The organism is Curtobacterium flaccumfaciens, assembly GCF_051548005.1.
Lineage (GTDB): Bacteria > Actinomycetota > Actinomycetes > Actinomycetales > Microbacteriaceae > Curtobacterium.
Map to the genome: position 1 here is coordinate 1 of NZ_JBPUGH010000004.1, position 14320 is coordinate 14320.

General features: G+C 71.6%; 9 protein-coding genes. 1 reads left to right on the forward strand and 8 read right to left on the reverse strand.

Annotated features, from left to right (window positions below):
- The 3 genes from ACSW7Y_RS01160 to exaC all read right to left on the reverse strand — a co-directional run.
- Window positions 1-1047: GAF domain-containing protein (locus tag ACSW7Y_RS01160; protein WP_438124521.1), on the reverse strand; the 1047-nt coding region annotated here is incomplete at its 3' end.
- A gap of 52 nt (window positions 1048-1099) precedes the next feature.
- The gene (locus ACSW7Y_RS01165) at window positions 1100-1558 is read right to left on the reverse strand and encodes a DUF779 domain-containing protein (protein ID WP_438124522.1); all 459 of its coding nucleotides are present in this window, start codon (window positions 1556-1558) and stop codon (window positions 1100-1102) included.
- Window positions 1558-3099, reverse strand: coding sequence for an acetaldehyde dehydrogenase ExaC (gene exaC, locus ACSW7Y_RS01170; protein ID WP_438124523.1), 1542 nt, complete (start codon window positions 3097-3099; stop codon window positions 1558-1560). Before exaC ends, ACSW7Y_RS01165 begins: the two co-directional genes overlap by 1 nt.
- Window positions 3100-3313: 214 nt before the next feature.
- Here exaC and ACSW7Y_RS01175 point away from each other — a divergent pair, with 214 nt between their 5' ends.
- The gene (locus ACSW7Y_RS01175) at window positions 3314-3853 is read left to right on the forward strand and encodes an HdeD family acid-resistance protein (protein ID WP_438124524.1); all 540 of its coding nucleotides are present in this window, start codon (window positions 3314-3316) and stop codon (window positions 3851-3853) included.
- An 84-nt stretch (window positions 3854-3937) separates the two neighbouring features.
- Here the strand turns inward: ACSW7Y_RS01175 and ACSW7Y_RS01180 are convergent, their stop codons facing one another.
- The 5 genes from ACSW7Y_RS01180 to lgt all read right to left on the reverse strand — a co-directional run bounded on the left by ACSW7Y_RS01180 (window position 3938) and on the right by lgt (window position 14290).
- Window positions 3938-5035: a VIT1/CCC1 transporter family protein gene (locus tag ACSW7Y_RS01180; RefSeq protein ID WP_438124571.1), complete on the reverse strand. Its 1098-nt coding sequence runs from the start codon at window positions 5033-5035 to the stop codon at window positions 3938-3940.
- Window positions 5036-5406: 371 nt separating this feature from the next.
- Complete coding sequence (pyk, locus tag ACSW7Y_RS01185; protein WP_438124525.1) at window positions 5407-6852, reverse strand: pyruvate kinase; 1446 nt, start codon at window positions 6850-6852, stop codon at window positions 5407-5409.
- Window positions 6853-6970: 118 nt separating this feature from the next.
- Window positions 6971-8428: a glutamate synthase subunit beta gene (locus tag ACSW7Y_RS01190; RefSeq protein WP_438124526.1), complete on the reverse strand. Its 1458-nt coding sequence runs from the start codon at window positions 8426-8428 to the stop codon at window positions 6971-6973.
- 68 nt (window positions 8429-8496) lie between these two features.
- Window positions 8497-13104, reverse strand: coding sequence for a glutamate synthase large subunit (gene gltB, locus ACSW7Y_RS01195; RefSeq protein WP_438124527.1), 4608 nt, complete (start codon window positions 13102-13104; stop codon window positions 8497-8499).
- Between the two features lie 202 nt (window positions 13105-13306).
- Entirely contained in the window at window positions 13307-14290 is a 984-nt protein-coding gene (gene lgt / locus ACSW7Y_RS01200) for a prolipoprotein diacylglyceryl transferase (RefSeq protein WP_438124528.1), read from the reverse strand.
- Between the last annotated feature and the right edge of the window lie 30 nt (window positions 14291-14320).

Sequence of the window (14320 nt, forward strand, 5' to 3'; positions counted from 1 at the left end):
CGCCTGCAGCGCGTCGACGCTGCCGTCGGCGAGCAGCGCCTCGCGGAACCGGGAGCGCACGCGGTCCCGCAGGTCGTCGACCCCGGGCGACGTGGAGCCGGGGAGGACCGGTCCGGTGTACCGGTCGACGGCCTGGAGGCGCGCCCCGCGGTCGAGCGCGGACAGCACGCTCTCGACGTCGGTCCGGATCCCGGACAGGCGGTACGGCCGCGACGTCAGGCAGGCGTCCGGCGCGTGGTCCGCGAGTACCCGCCGGAGCCGGACGACCTCGGCGCGCAGTGTGGTCACCGCCCGCGCGTCGCCGTAGACGGCGACCGCGAGGTCCGCTGCCGCGAGCCCGGCCGGTGCGGCGGCGAGCACGGCGAGGATCTCCGAGTGCCGTTCGGAGAGTCGGACGCTGCCGGTCGCGGTCCGGAGGGTCGCGGTGTCCGAGCCGAGCAGGTCGAGCGTGGTCGGCAGGGCCCGAGGTACCGGCGACGTCGGTCGCCGGAGTGCGGCGAGGGCGAGTTCGGCCTCCGCTGCGGCGGCGGTCGCGGTGAGCAGCGGGAGCGTGTGCCGCTCGACCGCGCGTTCGTCGCCCGTGAGGTCCAGCGCACCGACCACGCGACCCGAGGCGTCCCGGAGAGGTACCGCCGTGCAGGAGAACGCCTTCACCGCCGTCGCGTAGTGCTCCTCGGCGTGGATCTGCACGGGGCGACCGAGCCGGAGCGCGGTCCCCGGCGCGCTCGTGCCCGCGTGGTCCTCGGCCCAGTCGGCTCCCGGGACGAACCCCATCCCCTCGGCAGCGCTGCGGGCCCGGTGCGCACCCTCGACCCAGACGAGGCGTCCGGCGGCGTCCGTCACGGCGACGATGCACCCGGCCGCGCGGGCGTCGTCGAGGAGCAGGCGCCGGACGACCGGCAGCGCGGTGCCGAGCGGTCCTGCGCGGCGGAGGGTGTCGAGTTCGTCGTCGCCCAGCGCGACCTCGGGGAGTCCGTCCGGGTCGACGCGGGCGGACCGCTGCCACGACTCGGCGACGAGCGGACGGAGCCCGGACGGTGCGCGCACGTGCCCTCCCGTCCGGAACCCCGACCGCGTCGTCGCGGCTGGTGCGGTCAGCCTACGTCCGACCACTCGCCGGGACCAGGCCCAGGTCGAGCAGCTCGTCGTCGGTGAGCATCCGCGACCGTGTCAGGAAGCGCTTGCCCTCCGGGACCTCGAGCGAGAAGCCCGCACCACGGCCGTCGACGACGTCGATGGTCAGGTGCGTGTACTTCCAGTACTCGAACTGCGAGCGGGACATGTAGACCTCGACGGGGTCGATGCCGTCGACGTCCAGGGCACCGAGCAGGACGTCTCCGGGGCCCGTGCGGAACATCCCGACCGGGTAGCACATCGGACTCGAGCCGTCGCAGCAGCCGCCCGACTGGTGGAACATCAGCGGGCCGTGCCGGGCGGCGAGGGAGCGCAGGAGCTCCGCCGCCGCCGGCGTCACCGCCACGCGGGTGGTGGCGGGCCGGGGCGACGCCCCGCCGTGGGTGGCGGGGCGTGGTGCCGCCCCGCCGTCGGTGTGCGGCATCAGAAGAAGCCCATCGGGCCCTCGGCGTAGGACACGAGGAGGTTCTTCGTCTGCTGGTAGTGCTCGAGCATCATCTTGTGGTTCTCGCGCCCGATGCCGGACTGCTTGTACCCGCCGAACGCCGCGCCCGCCGGGTACTGGTGGTACGTGTTCGACCAGACACGACCGGCCTGGATGTCCCGTCCGGCGCGGTAGAGCGTCGTGGCCTCGCGGCTCCACACGCCGGCGCCGAGGCCGTAGAGGGTGTCGTTGGCGATCCGGATGGCGTCGTCGTAGCCGCTGAAGGACGTCAGGGCGAGGACCGGTCCGAAGATCTCCTCCTGGAAGATCCGCATCGAGTTGTCGCCCTCGAAGACCGTCGGGGTGACGTAGTAGCCGCCGGACAGCTCGCCGCCGAGGTCCGCCCGCTCACCGCCGGTGAGGAGCTTCGCGCCCTCCTGCTTGCCGATGTCGATGTAGCTCAGGATCTTCTCGAGCTGGTCGTTCGACGCCTGTGCCCCGATCATGGTCGACGGGTCGAGCGGGTGCCCCTGCTTCACGGCACGCACCCGGTCGAGCCCGTCCGCGACGAAGCCGTCGTAGATATCCTTCGCCACGAGCGCTCGGGACGGACACGTGCAGACCTCGCCCTGGTTGAGGTTGAAGAACGCGAAGCCCTCGAGCGCCTTGTCGTAGAACGCGTCCCGCTCCTGCGCGACGTCCGCGAAGAAGACGTTCGGGCTCTTGCCACCGAGTTCCAGCGTCACCGGGATGAGGTTCTGCGAGGCGTACTGCATGATCAGCCGGCCGGTCGTGGTCTCGCCCGTGAACGCGACCTTCCGGATGTCCGGGTGCTGGGCGAGCGGAGCCCCGACCTCGATGCCGAAGCCGTTCACCACGTTGAGGACCCCGGCCGGGAGCAGGTCGCGGATGAGCTCGACGAGCACGTGGATCGACGCCGGGGTCTGCTCGGCGGGCTTCAGCACGACGCAGTTGCCCGCGGCGAGGGCGGGCGCGAGCTTCCACACCGCCATGAGGATCGGGAAGTTCCACGGGATGATCTGACCGACGACGCCGAGCGGCTCGTGGAAGTGGTAGGCCACGGTGTCGTGGTCGATCTCCCCCGTCGAGCCCTCCTGCGCGCGGATCGCGCCCGCGAAGTACCGGAAGTGGTCGATCGCGAGCGGGATGTCCGCGCCGAGGGTCTCGCGGATCGGCTTGCCGTTCTCCCACGTCTCCGCGACCGCCAGCATCTGCAGGTGCTCCTCCATCCGGTCGGCGACCTTGTTGAGGATCCCGGCTCGCTCGGCGACGCTCGTGCGGCTCCACGCCGGGAACGCCTTCCACGCGGCTTCGACGGCCCGGTCGACGTCCGTGGAGTCGCCGCGGGCGACCTCGCAGAACACCCTGCCGGTCACTGGCGTCGGGTTCTCGAAGTACTGCCCGCCCGCGGGGGCGACGTACTCCCCTCCGATGAAGTGGTCGTAGCGCGACCGGTACTCGACGAGCGAGCCCTCCTCGCCGGGGGCGGCGTAGGTGGCGGGCGACGGTGCGATGGTCATGGTGGACACCTTTCGACGACGTTGTCGGCGGCGCTGGGTCCGCGCCTGCCCGCACGCTACGACGGGAGGGGTTGCATCCGGTTGCACGGTCGGCACCCGGGCGGCGCAGCCTGCAGCGACCGGGCGGCGCCGCCCGCGGGAACCGGGCATCGCCGCTCGCGGTAGCGTCGATGCCGAGCAGGCCCGACCGCGGCCGACCAGGGAAGGAGTGCTCGTGGACTCTCGTGCCGTCCGGACGTTCCGCGTCTTCGTCGTCGTGACCGCGGTCGTCGCGATCGCGCTCGGCATCGTCGCGGTGGCCTGGCCGCGTCCGACCCTCGCGCTCCTCGCCGTGGTGTTCGGCGTCTACCTCGTCGTGGCCGGCGCCCTCCGGGTGTTCGCGGCGGTCCGTGGGCACGGGACGGCCCCGGTCTGGCGGTGGGCCTCCGGTGTCGTCGGGGGGCTCGTCGGCCTCGCGGGACTGGTCTGCCTGGTGGACCCCGCCGTCCCGCTCGTCGTGTACGCGGTGCTCGCAGGAGTCGGGTTCATCGTCGAGGGCGCGGTGTCGGTGATCGGCGCCGTCGTCGGGCACCCCGGATCGTCGCGCGTCCCGACGGCGGTGAGCGGCGTGCTCTCGGTCCTCGGCGGCGTCGCGGTGCTCCTCGCCCCCGCGCTCGCGCTCGCGGTCTTCACGGTGCTCGCCGGCATCGCCCTGATCGTCGTGGGGGCAGCCGTCCTGTTGCTCCTGCCCCCGCGGGCGGCTGCGCGGCGCTGACGCGGACGCTCCCGCCGCTGACGGCACCCGAGGCTGCGTCCGCCGGACGACTCGGCGTCGACCGCCACCCTGCCGACGCAGCCGCTACGCCGCACCCGTCCCGAACAGCAAGCCGAGTCCGTACGTCACGACCGCCGCGCCGAACCCGATCGCGAGTTGCCGCAGCGCTCGCTTGAGCGGTGAGGCGCCGCTGAGGACCCCGACGACCGCCCCGGTCCCGAGCAGCGCGATCCCGACGAGCACGCCGGCGACGGCGATCGCCGGCCACCCCTCGAGCCTGAACGCGTACGGCAGGATCGGGATCACCGCTCCGGAGGCGAAGAAGCAGAAGCTCGACAGCGCCGCGCTCATCCCGTTGCCGATCGCCTCGTGGTCGTCGCGCGTGGGCGTCGATCCGGTGTCGGCGGACGGCCCGAGCCCGGCGAGGACCTCGGCAGCGTGCGTGTGCGCCGCTGCTTCGTCCATCCCCCGGGCCCGGTAGACGAGGGCGAGCTCGTTCGCGTCGACGTCGAGGTCCGCCACCGCACGCCCGGCCTCCGGGTGCGGCGCCGACGCCTCGAGCAGTTCGCGCTGCGACCGGACCGACACGTACTCGCCCGCTCCCATGGACAGTGCGCCCGCGAGGAGCCCGGCGATGCCGCTCAGCAGGACGAAGTGGCGGTCGGCCCCGGACGCGCTGATGCCGATGATGAGCGCGAGGTTCGACACGAGACCGTCGTTCGCGCCGAACACGGCCGCACGGAACGTGCCGGACAGCCGCATCCGGCCACGGTTCGCGAGGCCCCGGACGACCTCACCGTGGATGCGCTCGTCCGCCGCCATGCGCGCGGTCGCGTCGTCGTCGTCCGCGTAGGGCGAGCGGTCCTCGGCGCGCTGCATGAGCGCGAGCACGAACACCGATCCGAAGCGCTTCGCGAGCGACGCCAGGACGCGCGTCCGGACGCTCCCGCGCTGCGGGCGACCGACCCGATCACCGAGGAGGTCGAGCCAGTGCTGCTCGTGCCGCCCCTCCGCCTCGGCGAGGGCGGCGAGGATCTCGCGTTCCTCCCCGTCGCGACGTGCGGCGAGGTTCCGGTAGACCGCGGCTTCCGCGCGCTCGTCCGCCAGGTACCGGCGCCAGCGTCGGACGTCGGCTCCGGTGGGTGCGGACACGCTGTCGTCCTGGAGGCTCACACCGCCCATCCTGCCCGGTCGCACGACGAGACGGTCACCTGGGCCGCGGGGGCGGACGCGACCCTCGTCGTCGGGGCGGGCGCGGGCGAGGTACGCGACAGGGCTCGGCAGCGCCCCGGGAGCGCGCCCCGGCACCCCGGGATCGCGCCCCGCCACCCCGGGAGCGCGCCCCGCCACCTCGGGAGCGCGCCCCGCTGCGCCGGGGCTCGATGTCCACCGCGGGGCGCGTTGTCCACCGTTGCGTCGGGTGCAGGACGCGACGTTCCCCGTCGGGGCGGGCGCGGGGGTGGGACGCGACAGGGCGCGGACCGGAGGCTGTGCGGCTCACCCGCACCGTTGCCTCCCGTCCGCGCCCTGTCCGGACGCGACCGGTACCGCTGTCAGTCGCGCACGTACGCCGGCGCGGCCTCGGCGTGCGCGTCGCCGACGCGGTGCACGCGGAGGTCGTTCGTCGAGCCCTCGATGCCGGGAGGCGAACCCGCCGTCACGACGACGCGGTCACCGGGCGCGGCGAGGCCGTGCTCGAGGAGGACGTCGTCGACCTGCGAGAACAACTCGTCGGTGTGGGTCTTCCGGTCGACCAGGAACGAGCGGACGCCCCAGGTGAGCGCCATGCGACGACGCGTGGCCTCGTTCGGGGTGAACGCGATGATCGGCAGGCCGTGGCGCAGACGCGACATGCGGCGTGCCGAGTCGCCGGACTCGGTGAACACGCAGAGGTACGACGCCTCGGTGAACTCCGCGATCTCGACGGCGGCGAGGGTGATCGCACCGCCGAGCGTGCGGGGCTTCGTGCCGAGCGGGGCGATGCGCTCGAGCCCGTGGTCCTCGGTGGACTCCACGATGCGCGCCATGGTGCGGACCGTCTGCACCGGGTACTCACCGACGCTGGTCTCGCCCGAGAGCATGACCGCGTCGGCGCCGTCGAGCACGGCGTTCGCGACGTCGGACGTCTCCGCGCGGGTCGGGATCGGCGACGAGATCATCGACTCGAGCATCTGCGTCGCGACGATGACCGGCTTCGCCATGCGGCGGGCGAGCTCGACCGCACGCTTCTGCACGATCGGGACGGCCTCCAGCGGGAGCTCGACGCCGAGGTCACCACGGGCGACCATGATGCTGTCGAAGGCGTCGATGATCTCCTCGAGCGCGTCGACGGCCTGCGGCTTCTCGATCTTCGCGATGACGGGGAGGCGCTTGCCCTCCTCGTCCATGATCTCGTGGGCGCGCTGCACGTCGGCGGCGTTGCGGACGAACGACAGCGCGATGAGGTCGGCACCCTGACGGATCGCCCAGCGGAGGTCGGCCTCGTCCTTCTCGCTCAGCGCGGGGACGTTCACGGCGACACCCGGGAGGTTGATGCCCTTGTTGTTCGACACGGTGCCCGCGACGACGACCTCGGTGCGGACGCGCACCCCGTCGGTGTCGAGCACGCGCAGCCGCACGCGACCGTCGTCGATGAGGAGCGGGTCGCCGGGCTTCACGTCCTGGGGCAGGCCCTTGAACGTCGTCCCGCAGATCTCCTTCGAGCCGGGGACGTCCTCGGTGGTGATGGTGAAGACGTCGCCGACCGCGAGCTCGTGCGGACCGTCGGCGAACTTCGCGAGCCGGATCTTCGGACCCTGCAGGTCGACGAGGATCGCGACCGGCTTGCCGAGCTCCTCGGCGGCGCGACGGACGTTCTCGTAGTTGGCCTCGTGGACGCCGTAGTCACCGTGGCTGAGGTTGAGTCGGGCGACGTCGACGCCCGCCTCGATGATCTCCTTGACGGTCTCGTACTCCGACGTTGCCGGTCCGAGCGTCGAAACGATCTTTGCGCGTCTCAATGGATTCCTTCTGGTGGTGGATGGGGCTTGGGTTTCCGCGCTGTGGGGCCGCGCGGAACGAAGCGAGGCCACCAGCACCCTACCGAGTGCCGGTGGCCCGTTGCTCACGCGTCGTGCATCAGACGGTGATCGCGCGGTCGGTCGCCTTGACCGGCGCGGGCAGGATCGTCGAGCCCTCGAGGTACTCGTCGACCTTCGCGGCGGCGGCACGGCCCTCGGCGATCGCCCACACGATGAGCGACTGCCCGCGACCGGCGTCACCGGCGACGAAGACGCCGGGCTCGTTCGTCGAGTAGTCGGCCTCGCGGGCGAGCGCTCCGGAGGGAGCGGTGGGCAGCCCGAGCTGCGGCTCGATCGTGTCCGTCTCCGGACCGGTGAAGCCCATGGCGATGAGGACGAGGTCGGCCGGGATCTCGCGCTCCGTGCCGGCCTTCGGGACCCGGCGGCCGTCGAGGTACTCGGTCTCCGCGACCCGGAGGGCACGGACCTCGCCCGCTTCGTTGCCGAGGAACTCGACGGTCGAGGCCAGGAAGTGCCGCTCGCCGCCCTCCTCGTGGGCGCTCGTGACATCGAACACGGTCGGGAACATCGGCCACGGCTGCTCGGAAGGACGCTCCAGCGGCGGCTGCTTGCCGATCGCGAGGTTCGTCACGCTGAGCGCGCCCTGTCGGTGGGCGGTACCGATGCAGTCCGCGCCCGTGTCACCGCCGCCGATGACGACGACGTGCTTGCCCTCGGCCGTGGTCTGGTTGTCGACGGTCGTGCCCGCGTTCGTCTTGTTCTGCTGGACGAGGTAGTCCATCGCGTAGTGCACGCCCGCGAGGTCGCGCCCCGGGATCGGCAGGTCGCGGGGGACCATCGCACCGGTCGCCACCACGACGGCGTCGTAGCGCGACTTCAGGTCGTCCCAGGTGATGTCGCGACCGATCTCGACCCCCGCACGGAAGCGGGTGCCCTCGGCCTGCATCTGGGCGAGGCGCGCGTCGATCTGGCGCTTCTCCATCTTGAAGTCCGGGATGCCGTAGCGGAGCAGGCCGCCGATGCGGTCGTCGCGCTCGTAGACGGCGACCGTGTGGCCGGCGCGGGTCAGCTGCTGCGCGGCCGCGAGCCCGGCGGGGCCCGAGCCGACGACGGCGACGGTCTTGCCGGTCAGACGCTCCGGCGGGTGCGGCGTGACCCACCCGTTCTGGAACGCCTCGTCGATGATCGAGACCTCGACCTGCTTGATCGTCACCGGCGGCTGGTTGATGCCGAGCACGCAGGACGCCTCGCACGGCGCCGGGCAGAGCCGACCCGTGAACTCCGGGAAGTTGTTCGTGGCGTGCAGCCGCTCGATCGCCTGGCGGCCCTCGCCCCGCCACGTGAGGTCGTTCCACTCCGGGATGAGGTTCCCGAGCGGGCAGCCCTGGTGGCAGAACGGGACGCCGCAGTCCATGCAGCGGCCGGCCTGACGCTTGAGCGCGCCGGACTCTTGCTGCTCGTAGACCTCTTTCCAGTCCATGAGCCGCACGGGCACGGGGCGCCGCTGCGGGAGCTCGCGCTCCTGCACCTTCAAGAAGCCCTTCGGGTCAGCCATTGGTCGCCTCCGTGCTGTTGGTGTGCGCCGCGTTCGTGTGCGCTGCCGGGCCCGCCACCCGTGTGGTCTCAGCCATTGGTCGCCTCCAAGATGCGGTTCCAGACGACGTCGCCGTCGGGGTCGAGGCCCTCTTCCACGGCCTGCTGGCGGGTGGCGAGGACCGCCGCGTAGTCACGCGGCAGCACCTTCACGAAGCCGCTCAGGTCGCCGGACTCGAGCAGTTCCGCCGCGACCGTCGAGCCGGTCTCGTCGCGGTGGCGTTCGAGCAGGTCCGTGACGATCTCGACATCGGCGCTGTCGAGCGGCCCGAGCCGGAGCTCGCCACTCGCGAGGGCGTCCTGGTTGACGTCCTCGTCGCGGAGACCGAGCACGTACGCCGTGCCACCGGACATCCCGGCGCCGAGGTTGCGACCGGTCTCGCCGAGGATGAGTGCCAGCCCACCGGTCATGTACTCGAGGGCGTGGTCGCCGACGCCCTCGACCACCGCGGTCGCGCCGGAGTTCCGGACCAGGAAGCGTTCGCCGACGATGCCGCGGATGAACATGCTGCCCTGGGTCGCGCCGTAGCCGATGACGTTGCCGGCGATGACGTTCTCGGCGGCGTCGAACGCGGACTCGTCGTCGGGGCGGACGATGACCTCGCCGCCGGACAGGCCCTTGCCGACGTAGTCGTTGCTGTCCCCCACGAGCCGCAGGGTGACGCCGGCGGGGAGGAACGCGCCGAGCGACTGCCCCGCCGAACCGCGGAGGGTGATGTCGATCGACCCCGCCGGCAGCCCGTGCTCGCCGTGGCGCACCGTGACCTCGTGCCCGAGCATCGTGCCGACGGCTCGCTCGGTGTTCCGGATCGGTAGGTCGAGCGACACCGAACCACCGTGCTCGAGCACGTCGGCGGTGCGCTGGATGAGCTCGACGTCGAAGTGCTCGTCGAGTTCGTGGTCCTGCTCACGGTGGTGTCGGCGTGCCTCGTCCGCCGGGAACGCCGGACCCTGCAGCACGGGGCCGAGGTCGAGACCGGAGGCCTTCCAGTGCTGCACGGCGCGGTCGACGTCGAGCGTGTCGGCCTGGCCGATCGCCTCGTCGAGGGAACGGAAGCCGAGCTCGGCGAGGAGCTCACGGACCTCTTGTGCGATGAACTCGAAGAAGTTCACGACGTACTCGGCCTTGCCGGAGAACCGGGCGCGGAGCTCCGGGTTCTGCGTCGCGACGCCGACCGGGCAGGTGTCGAGGTGGCAGACCCGCATGAGGATGCAGCCCTCGACGACGAGCGGTGCGGTCGCGAAGCCGTACTCCTCGGCGCCGAGCAGCGCCGCCACGACGACGTCGCGCCCGGTCTTCATCTGCCCGTCGACCTGCACCACGACGCGGTCGCGCATGCCGTTGAGCATGAGCGTCTGCTGCGTCTCCGCGAGGCCGATCTCCCACGGGGTGCCCGCGTGCTTCAGCGAGTTCAGCGGGGACGCGCCCGTGCCGCCGTCGTGGCCGGACACGAGGACGACGTCGGCGAGGGCCTTCGTCACCCCGGCCGCGACCGCGCCGATGCCGGACTGGCTCACGAGCTTGACGTGCACACGCGCGGACGGGTTGGCCCGCTTGACGTCGAAGATCAGCTGCTTGAGGTCCTCGATGGAGTAGATGTCGTGGTGCGGCGGCGGCGAGATGAGCCCGACGCCGGCGGTCGCGTGCCGTGTCCGGGCCACCCACGGGTAGACCTTCTGCGGGGGCAGCTGGCCGCCCTCGCCCGGCTTCGCACCCTGCGCCATCTTGAGCTGGATGTCCGTCGCGTGGGTCAGGTACATGCTCGTGACGCCGAAGCGTCCGGAGGCGACCTGCTTGATCGCGCTGCGGCGCTCCGGGTCGAGCAGGCGCTCGACGTCCTCGCCGCCCTCACCCGTGTTCGACCGCGCGCCGAGACGGTTCATCGCGATCGCGAGCGTCTCGTGGGCCTCTTGCGAGATGGACCCGTACGACATCGCGCCGGTGTTGAACCGCTTCACGATCGACTCGATCGGCTCGACCTCGTCGAGCGGAACCGGCTGGCGGACGCCGTCCTTGAACCGGAACAGCCCGCGGAGCGTCATGAGCGCCTCGGACTGGTCGTCCACGGCCCTGGAGTACTCGCGGAAGATGTCGTACCGGCGTGCACGCGTTGCGTGCTGCAGACGGAACACGGTGTCCGGGTTGAAGAGGTGCGGCGGGCCCTCGCGGCGCCACTGGTACTCGCCTCCGGTCTGCAGCCGCTCGTGCGAGAGCACCGCGCCGTCCTGCGGGTAGGCCTGCACGTGCCGCTCGGCGTTCTCGCGGGCGATCACGTCGATGTCGACGCCGCCGAGGATCGAGGACGTGCCGGTGAAGTACCGGTCGACGAACTCCTGGGACAGGCCGACCGCCTCGAAGGCCTGGGCGCCCGCGTAGCTGGACACCGTCGAGATGCCCATCTTCGACATGATCTTCAGCACGCCCTTGCCGAGCGCCTTGATGACGTTCCGCACGGCCTGCTCGGGGCTGAGACCCGTGATCATGCCCGCGCGGACGAGGTTCTCGCAGGTCTCCATCGCGAGGTACGGGTTGATCGCGGAGGCGCCGTACCCGATGAGGGTGGCCACGTGGTGCACCTCGCGCACGTCGCCGGCCTCGACGATCAGGCCGACCTTCATGCGCTGCTCGGTGCGGATGAGGTGGTGGTGCACGGCGGCGAGCAGCAGGAGGCTCGGGACCGGGGCGTTCTCGGCGTTGCCGTCGCGGTCGGACAGCACGATGAACTGCTTGCCCGACTCGATGGCCGCGTCGACCTCGGCGCAGACCGCGTCGATGCGCTTCTGCATCGCTGCCTCGCCGTCGTCGACCCGGTAGAGCCCCTTGATCGTGACGGTGAGGTGGCGTCCGGACGCGGTCTCGAAGTGCTGGATCTTCGCGAGCTCGTCGTTGTCGATGACCGGGAAGCCGAGCACGATCTGCTTGGCGTGCTCCGGCCCGGCGGAGAGCAGGTTGCGCTCCGGGCCGAGGCCCATGCCCATCGAGGTGATGACCTGCTCGCGGATCGAGTCGAGCGGCGGGTTCGTCACCTGCGCGAACTGCTGCGTGAAGTAGTCGAAGAGCAGCCGCGGCCGCTCGGACAGCACCGCGATGGGTGTGTCCGACCCCATCGCGCCGAGGGGCTCGGCGCCGGTCTGGGCCATCGGACGCAGGAGGATCCGGACTTCTTCCTCGGTGTAGCCGAACGCGCGCTGCCGACGGGTCACCGAAGCGGGCGTGTGCACGATGTGCTCGCGCTCCGGCAGGTCCGTCAGGTTGATCCGGCCGGACTCGAGCCACTCGCTCCACGGGCCCGACTCGGCGAGCGACCGCTTGACCTCGTCGTCCTCGATGATGCGACCCGCCTCGGTGTCGACGAGGAACATCCGACCCGGACGCAGGCGGCCCTTGCGGACGACCTTCGCGGCCGGGACGTCGATGACACCCGTCTCCGAGCCCATGACGATGAGGCCGTCGTCGGTGACGAGGAACCGCCCGGGGCGCAGGCCGTTCCGGTCGAGGGTCGCGCCGACGAGGGTGCCGTCGGTGAAGGTGATCGCGGCGGGGCCGTCCCACGGCTCCATGAGCATCGAGTGGTACTCGTAGAACGCCCGGAGCTCGGGGTCCATGCCGGTCTGGTTCTCCCAGGCCTCCGGCACCATCATCGAGACGGCGTGCGGCAGCGACCGACCCGTCAGGCTGAGGAGCTCGAGGACCTCGTCGAACGAGGCCGAGTCGCTCGCGCCGGGGCTGACGATCGGCAGCAGCGGCGCCATGTCGCCGAGCAGTTCGCTCTCGAGCTGCGACTGGCGGGCCCGCATCCAGTTGCGGTTGCCGCGGACGGTGTTGATCTCGCCGTTGTGGGCGAGCGTGCGGAACGGCTGCGCCAGTGGCCACGAGGGGAACGTGTTCGTCGAGTAGCGCGAGTGCACGATCGCGAGCTTCGACGCGAAGCGCTCGTCGCTCAGGTCGGGGTAGAACGGCTCGAGCTGCAGCGTCGTGACCATGCCCTTGTAGACCATGGTCCGGCTGGACAGCGACATGAAGTAGACCTCGACGTCGTGCTCGGCACGCTTGCGCAGCCGGAACGCCTGTCGGTCGAGGGCGATCCCGCTCCACGCGGCGCCGTGGACGTCGTGCCGGTTCGACGCGACGAACAGCTGGGCGAACGCGGGCATCGCGGCACGGGCCAGCGTGCCGAGCACCTCGGGCCGCACCGGCACCTCGCGCCAACCGAGGACGCGGAGGCCCTCTTCGCGCGCGATCCGCTCGACGGCACCCTGCACCCGGTGGCGGTCGTCCTCGTCGAGGGGCAGGTACGCGGTGCCGACGGCGTACTCCCCCGCTGCCGGCAGCTCGAATTGCACCTCGTCGCGCAGGAAGGCGTCGGGCACCTGGCAGAGGATGCCGGCGCCGTCACCCGTCCCGGCGTCCGACCCCACCGCACCACGGTGTTCGAGGTTGCGGAGCGCGCCGAGGGCGGCGTCGACGATGTCGTGCCCCGCGGTGCCGCGGAGCGTCGCGACCATCGCGAGGCCGCAGGCGTCCTTCTCGTTCGCCGGGTCGTACATCCCGACCGCGTCGGGAACGGCCGAGAACCGGCGGTGCGGGGGCAGGAGCGACGACGCGGTGCTGCGCGTCTGGTCTGGCTGGTGCGCCATGGGGAACCGTCCTCACGAGGATGGGAACAGGGACAGCGGTGGCCCGGTGGTGCGTTCCGCCCGGGCGGGCGGGACAGGTGCCCGACCGCACCGACGGCGGGTTGCCCCGTCGGCACGGGTGGTGTGGAGCCCGGTTCGTGGCGGGCGGTGGTCGGCCGGCGCTCGGTCCGCGCGCTCGGTGCTGCTTGCGGGGCGCTGAGCGCTAGGACCGGGTGGTGCCGACCGGGTCGGCGGCGACGGCTGCAGGCTCGTCGTCGTGCTCCGACCAGGTGTCGTCCGAGTCTACATCGGCGCGTGCGTCCGGCCCGCGACCCGGCAGGTAGGCGGAGGGCTCCTTGCCGGTGTGCCGCCGGGACTGCACGACGAAGATGACGATGCCGAGCACGACAGCGGCGAGGGCCATCCAGACGTTCGTGCGGACACCGAAGAAGGTCTCGCTCGTGTCGACGCGGATCGACTCGAGGACCGAGCGGCCCGCGCCGTACCAGATCAGGTACAGCGCCATGACCTTGCCCCACTGCAGCGTGAACTTGCGTGCCAGGAAGAGGATGACGAGCACGCCGAGGACGTTCCAGATGATCTCGTAGAGGAACGTCGGCTGGAAGAGGGTGCCCTCCGGCAGGCCCTTCGGGTACGCGGCGTTGGTGGACTCGATCTCGAGGCCCCACGGCAGGCTGGTCGGCATGCCGAACAGCTCGTGGTTGAAGTAGTTGCCGAAGCGACCGAACGCCTGCGCGAGGAGCACGCCCGGAGCGATCGCGTCGATGAAGGTCGTGAACCGCAGGCCCACCTGCCGGCACCCGATCCAGGCACCCAGCGAGCCGAGGATCAGCGCGCCGAAGATGGCGAGCCCGCCCTCCCAGATGTAGAGGAACGACCACGGGTCGCGTCCGGGCCCGAAGTAGTCGCTGACGTGCGTGAACACGTGGAAGAGGCGTCCACCGATGATGCCGGCGGGGACGGCCCAGATGGCGATGTCGATGATGATCCAGCGCTCGACGCCACGCGCGTTGAGACGGTGGTTCGCCATCACGACCGCGACCACGATGCCGATCAGGATGCAGATCGCGTACGCGTGGATGCGGAAGTCGAGCGGCAGCGACCAGCCGAACGCATCACGGAGCCAGGCGGTCACGTCGAAGTACTGCCAGGCGGTGCTCGGGCTCGGGATGCTCAGGAGGGGCATGGAGGTGCGGTCGCCTTTCGGTGCTTGCTG

Bases quoted from the DNA above. Each gene is read 5' to 3' on its own strand.
- ACSW7Y_RS01165 (WP_438124522.1), bottom strand. From the start codon at position 1,558: ATGCCGCACACCGACGGCGGGGCGGCACCACGCCCCGCCACCCACGGC.
- exaC (WP_438124523.1), bottom strand. From the start codon at position 3,099: ATGACCATCGCACCGTCGCCCGCCACCTACGCCGCCCCCGGCGAGGAG.
- ACSW7Y_RS01180 (WP_438124571.1), bottom strand. From the start codon at position 5,035: ATGGGCGGTGTGAGCCTCCAGGACGACAGCGTGTCCGCACCCACCGGA.
- ACSW7Y_RS01190 (WP_438124526.1), bottom strand. From the start codon at position 8,428: ATGGCTGACCCGAAGGGCTTCTTGAAGGTGCAGGAGCGCGAGCTCCCG.
- gltB (WP_438124527.1), bottom strand. From the start codon at position 13,104: ATGGCGCACCAGCCAGACCAGACGCGCAGCACCGCGTCGTCGCTCCTG.
- lgt (WP_438124528.1), bottom strand. From the start codon at position 14,290: ATGCCCCTCCTGAGCATCCCGAGCCCGAGCACCGCCTGGCAGTACTTC.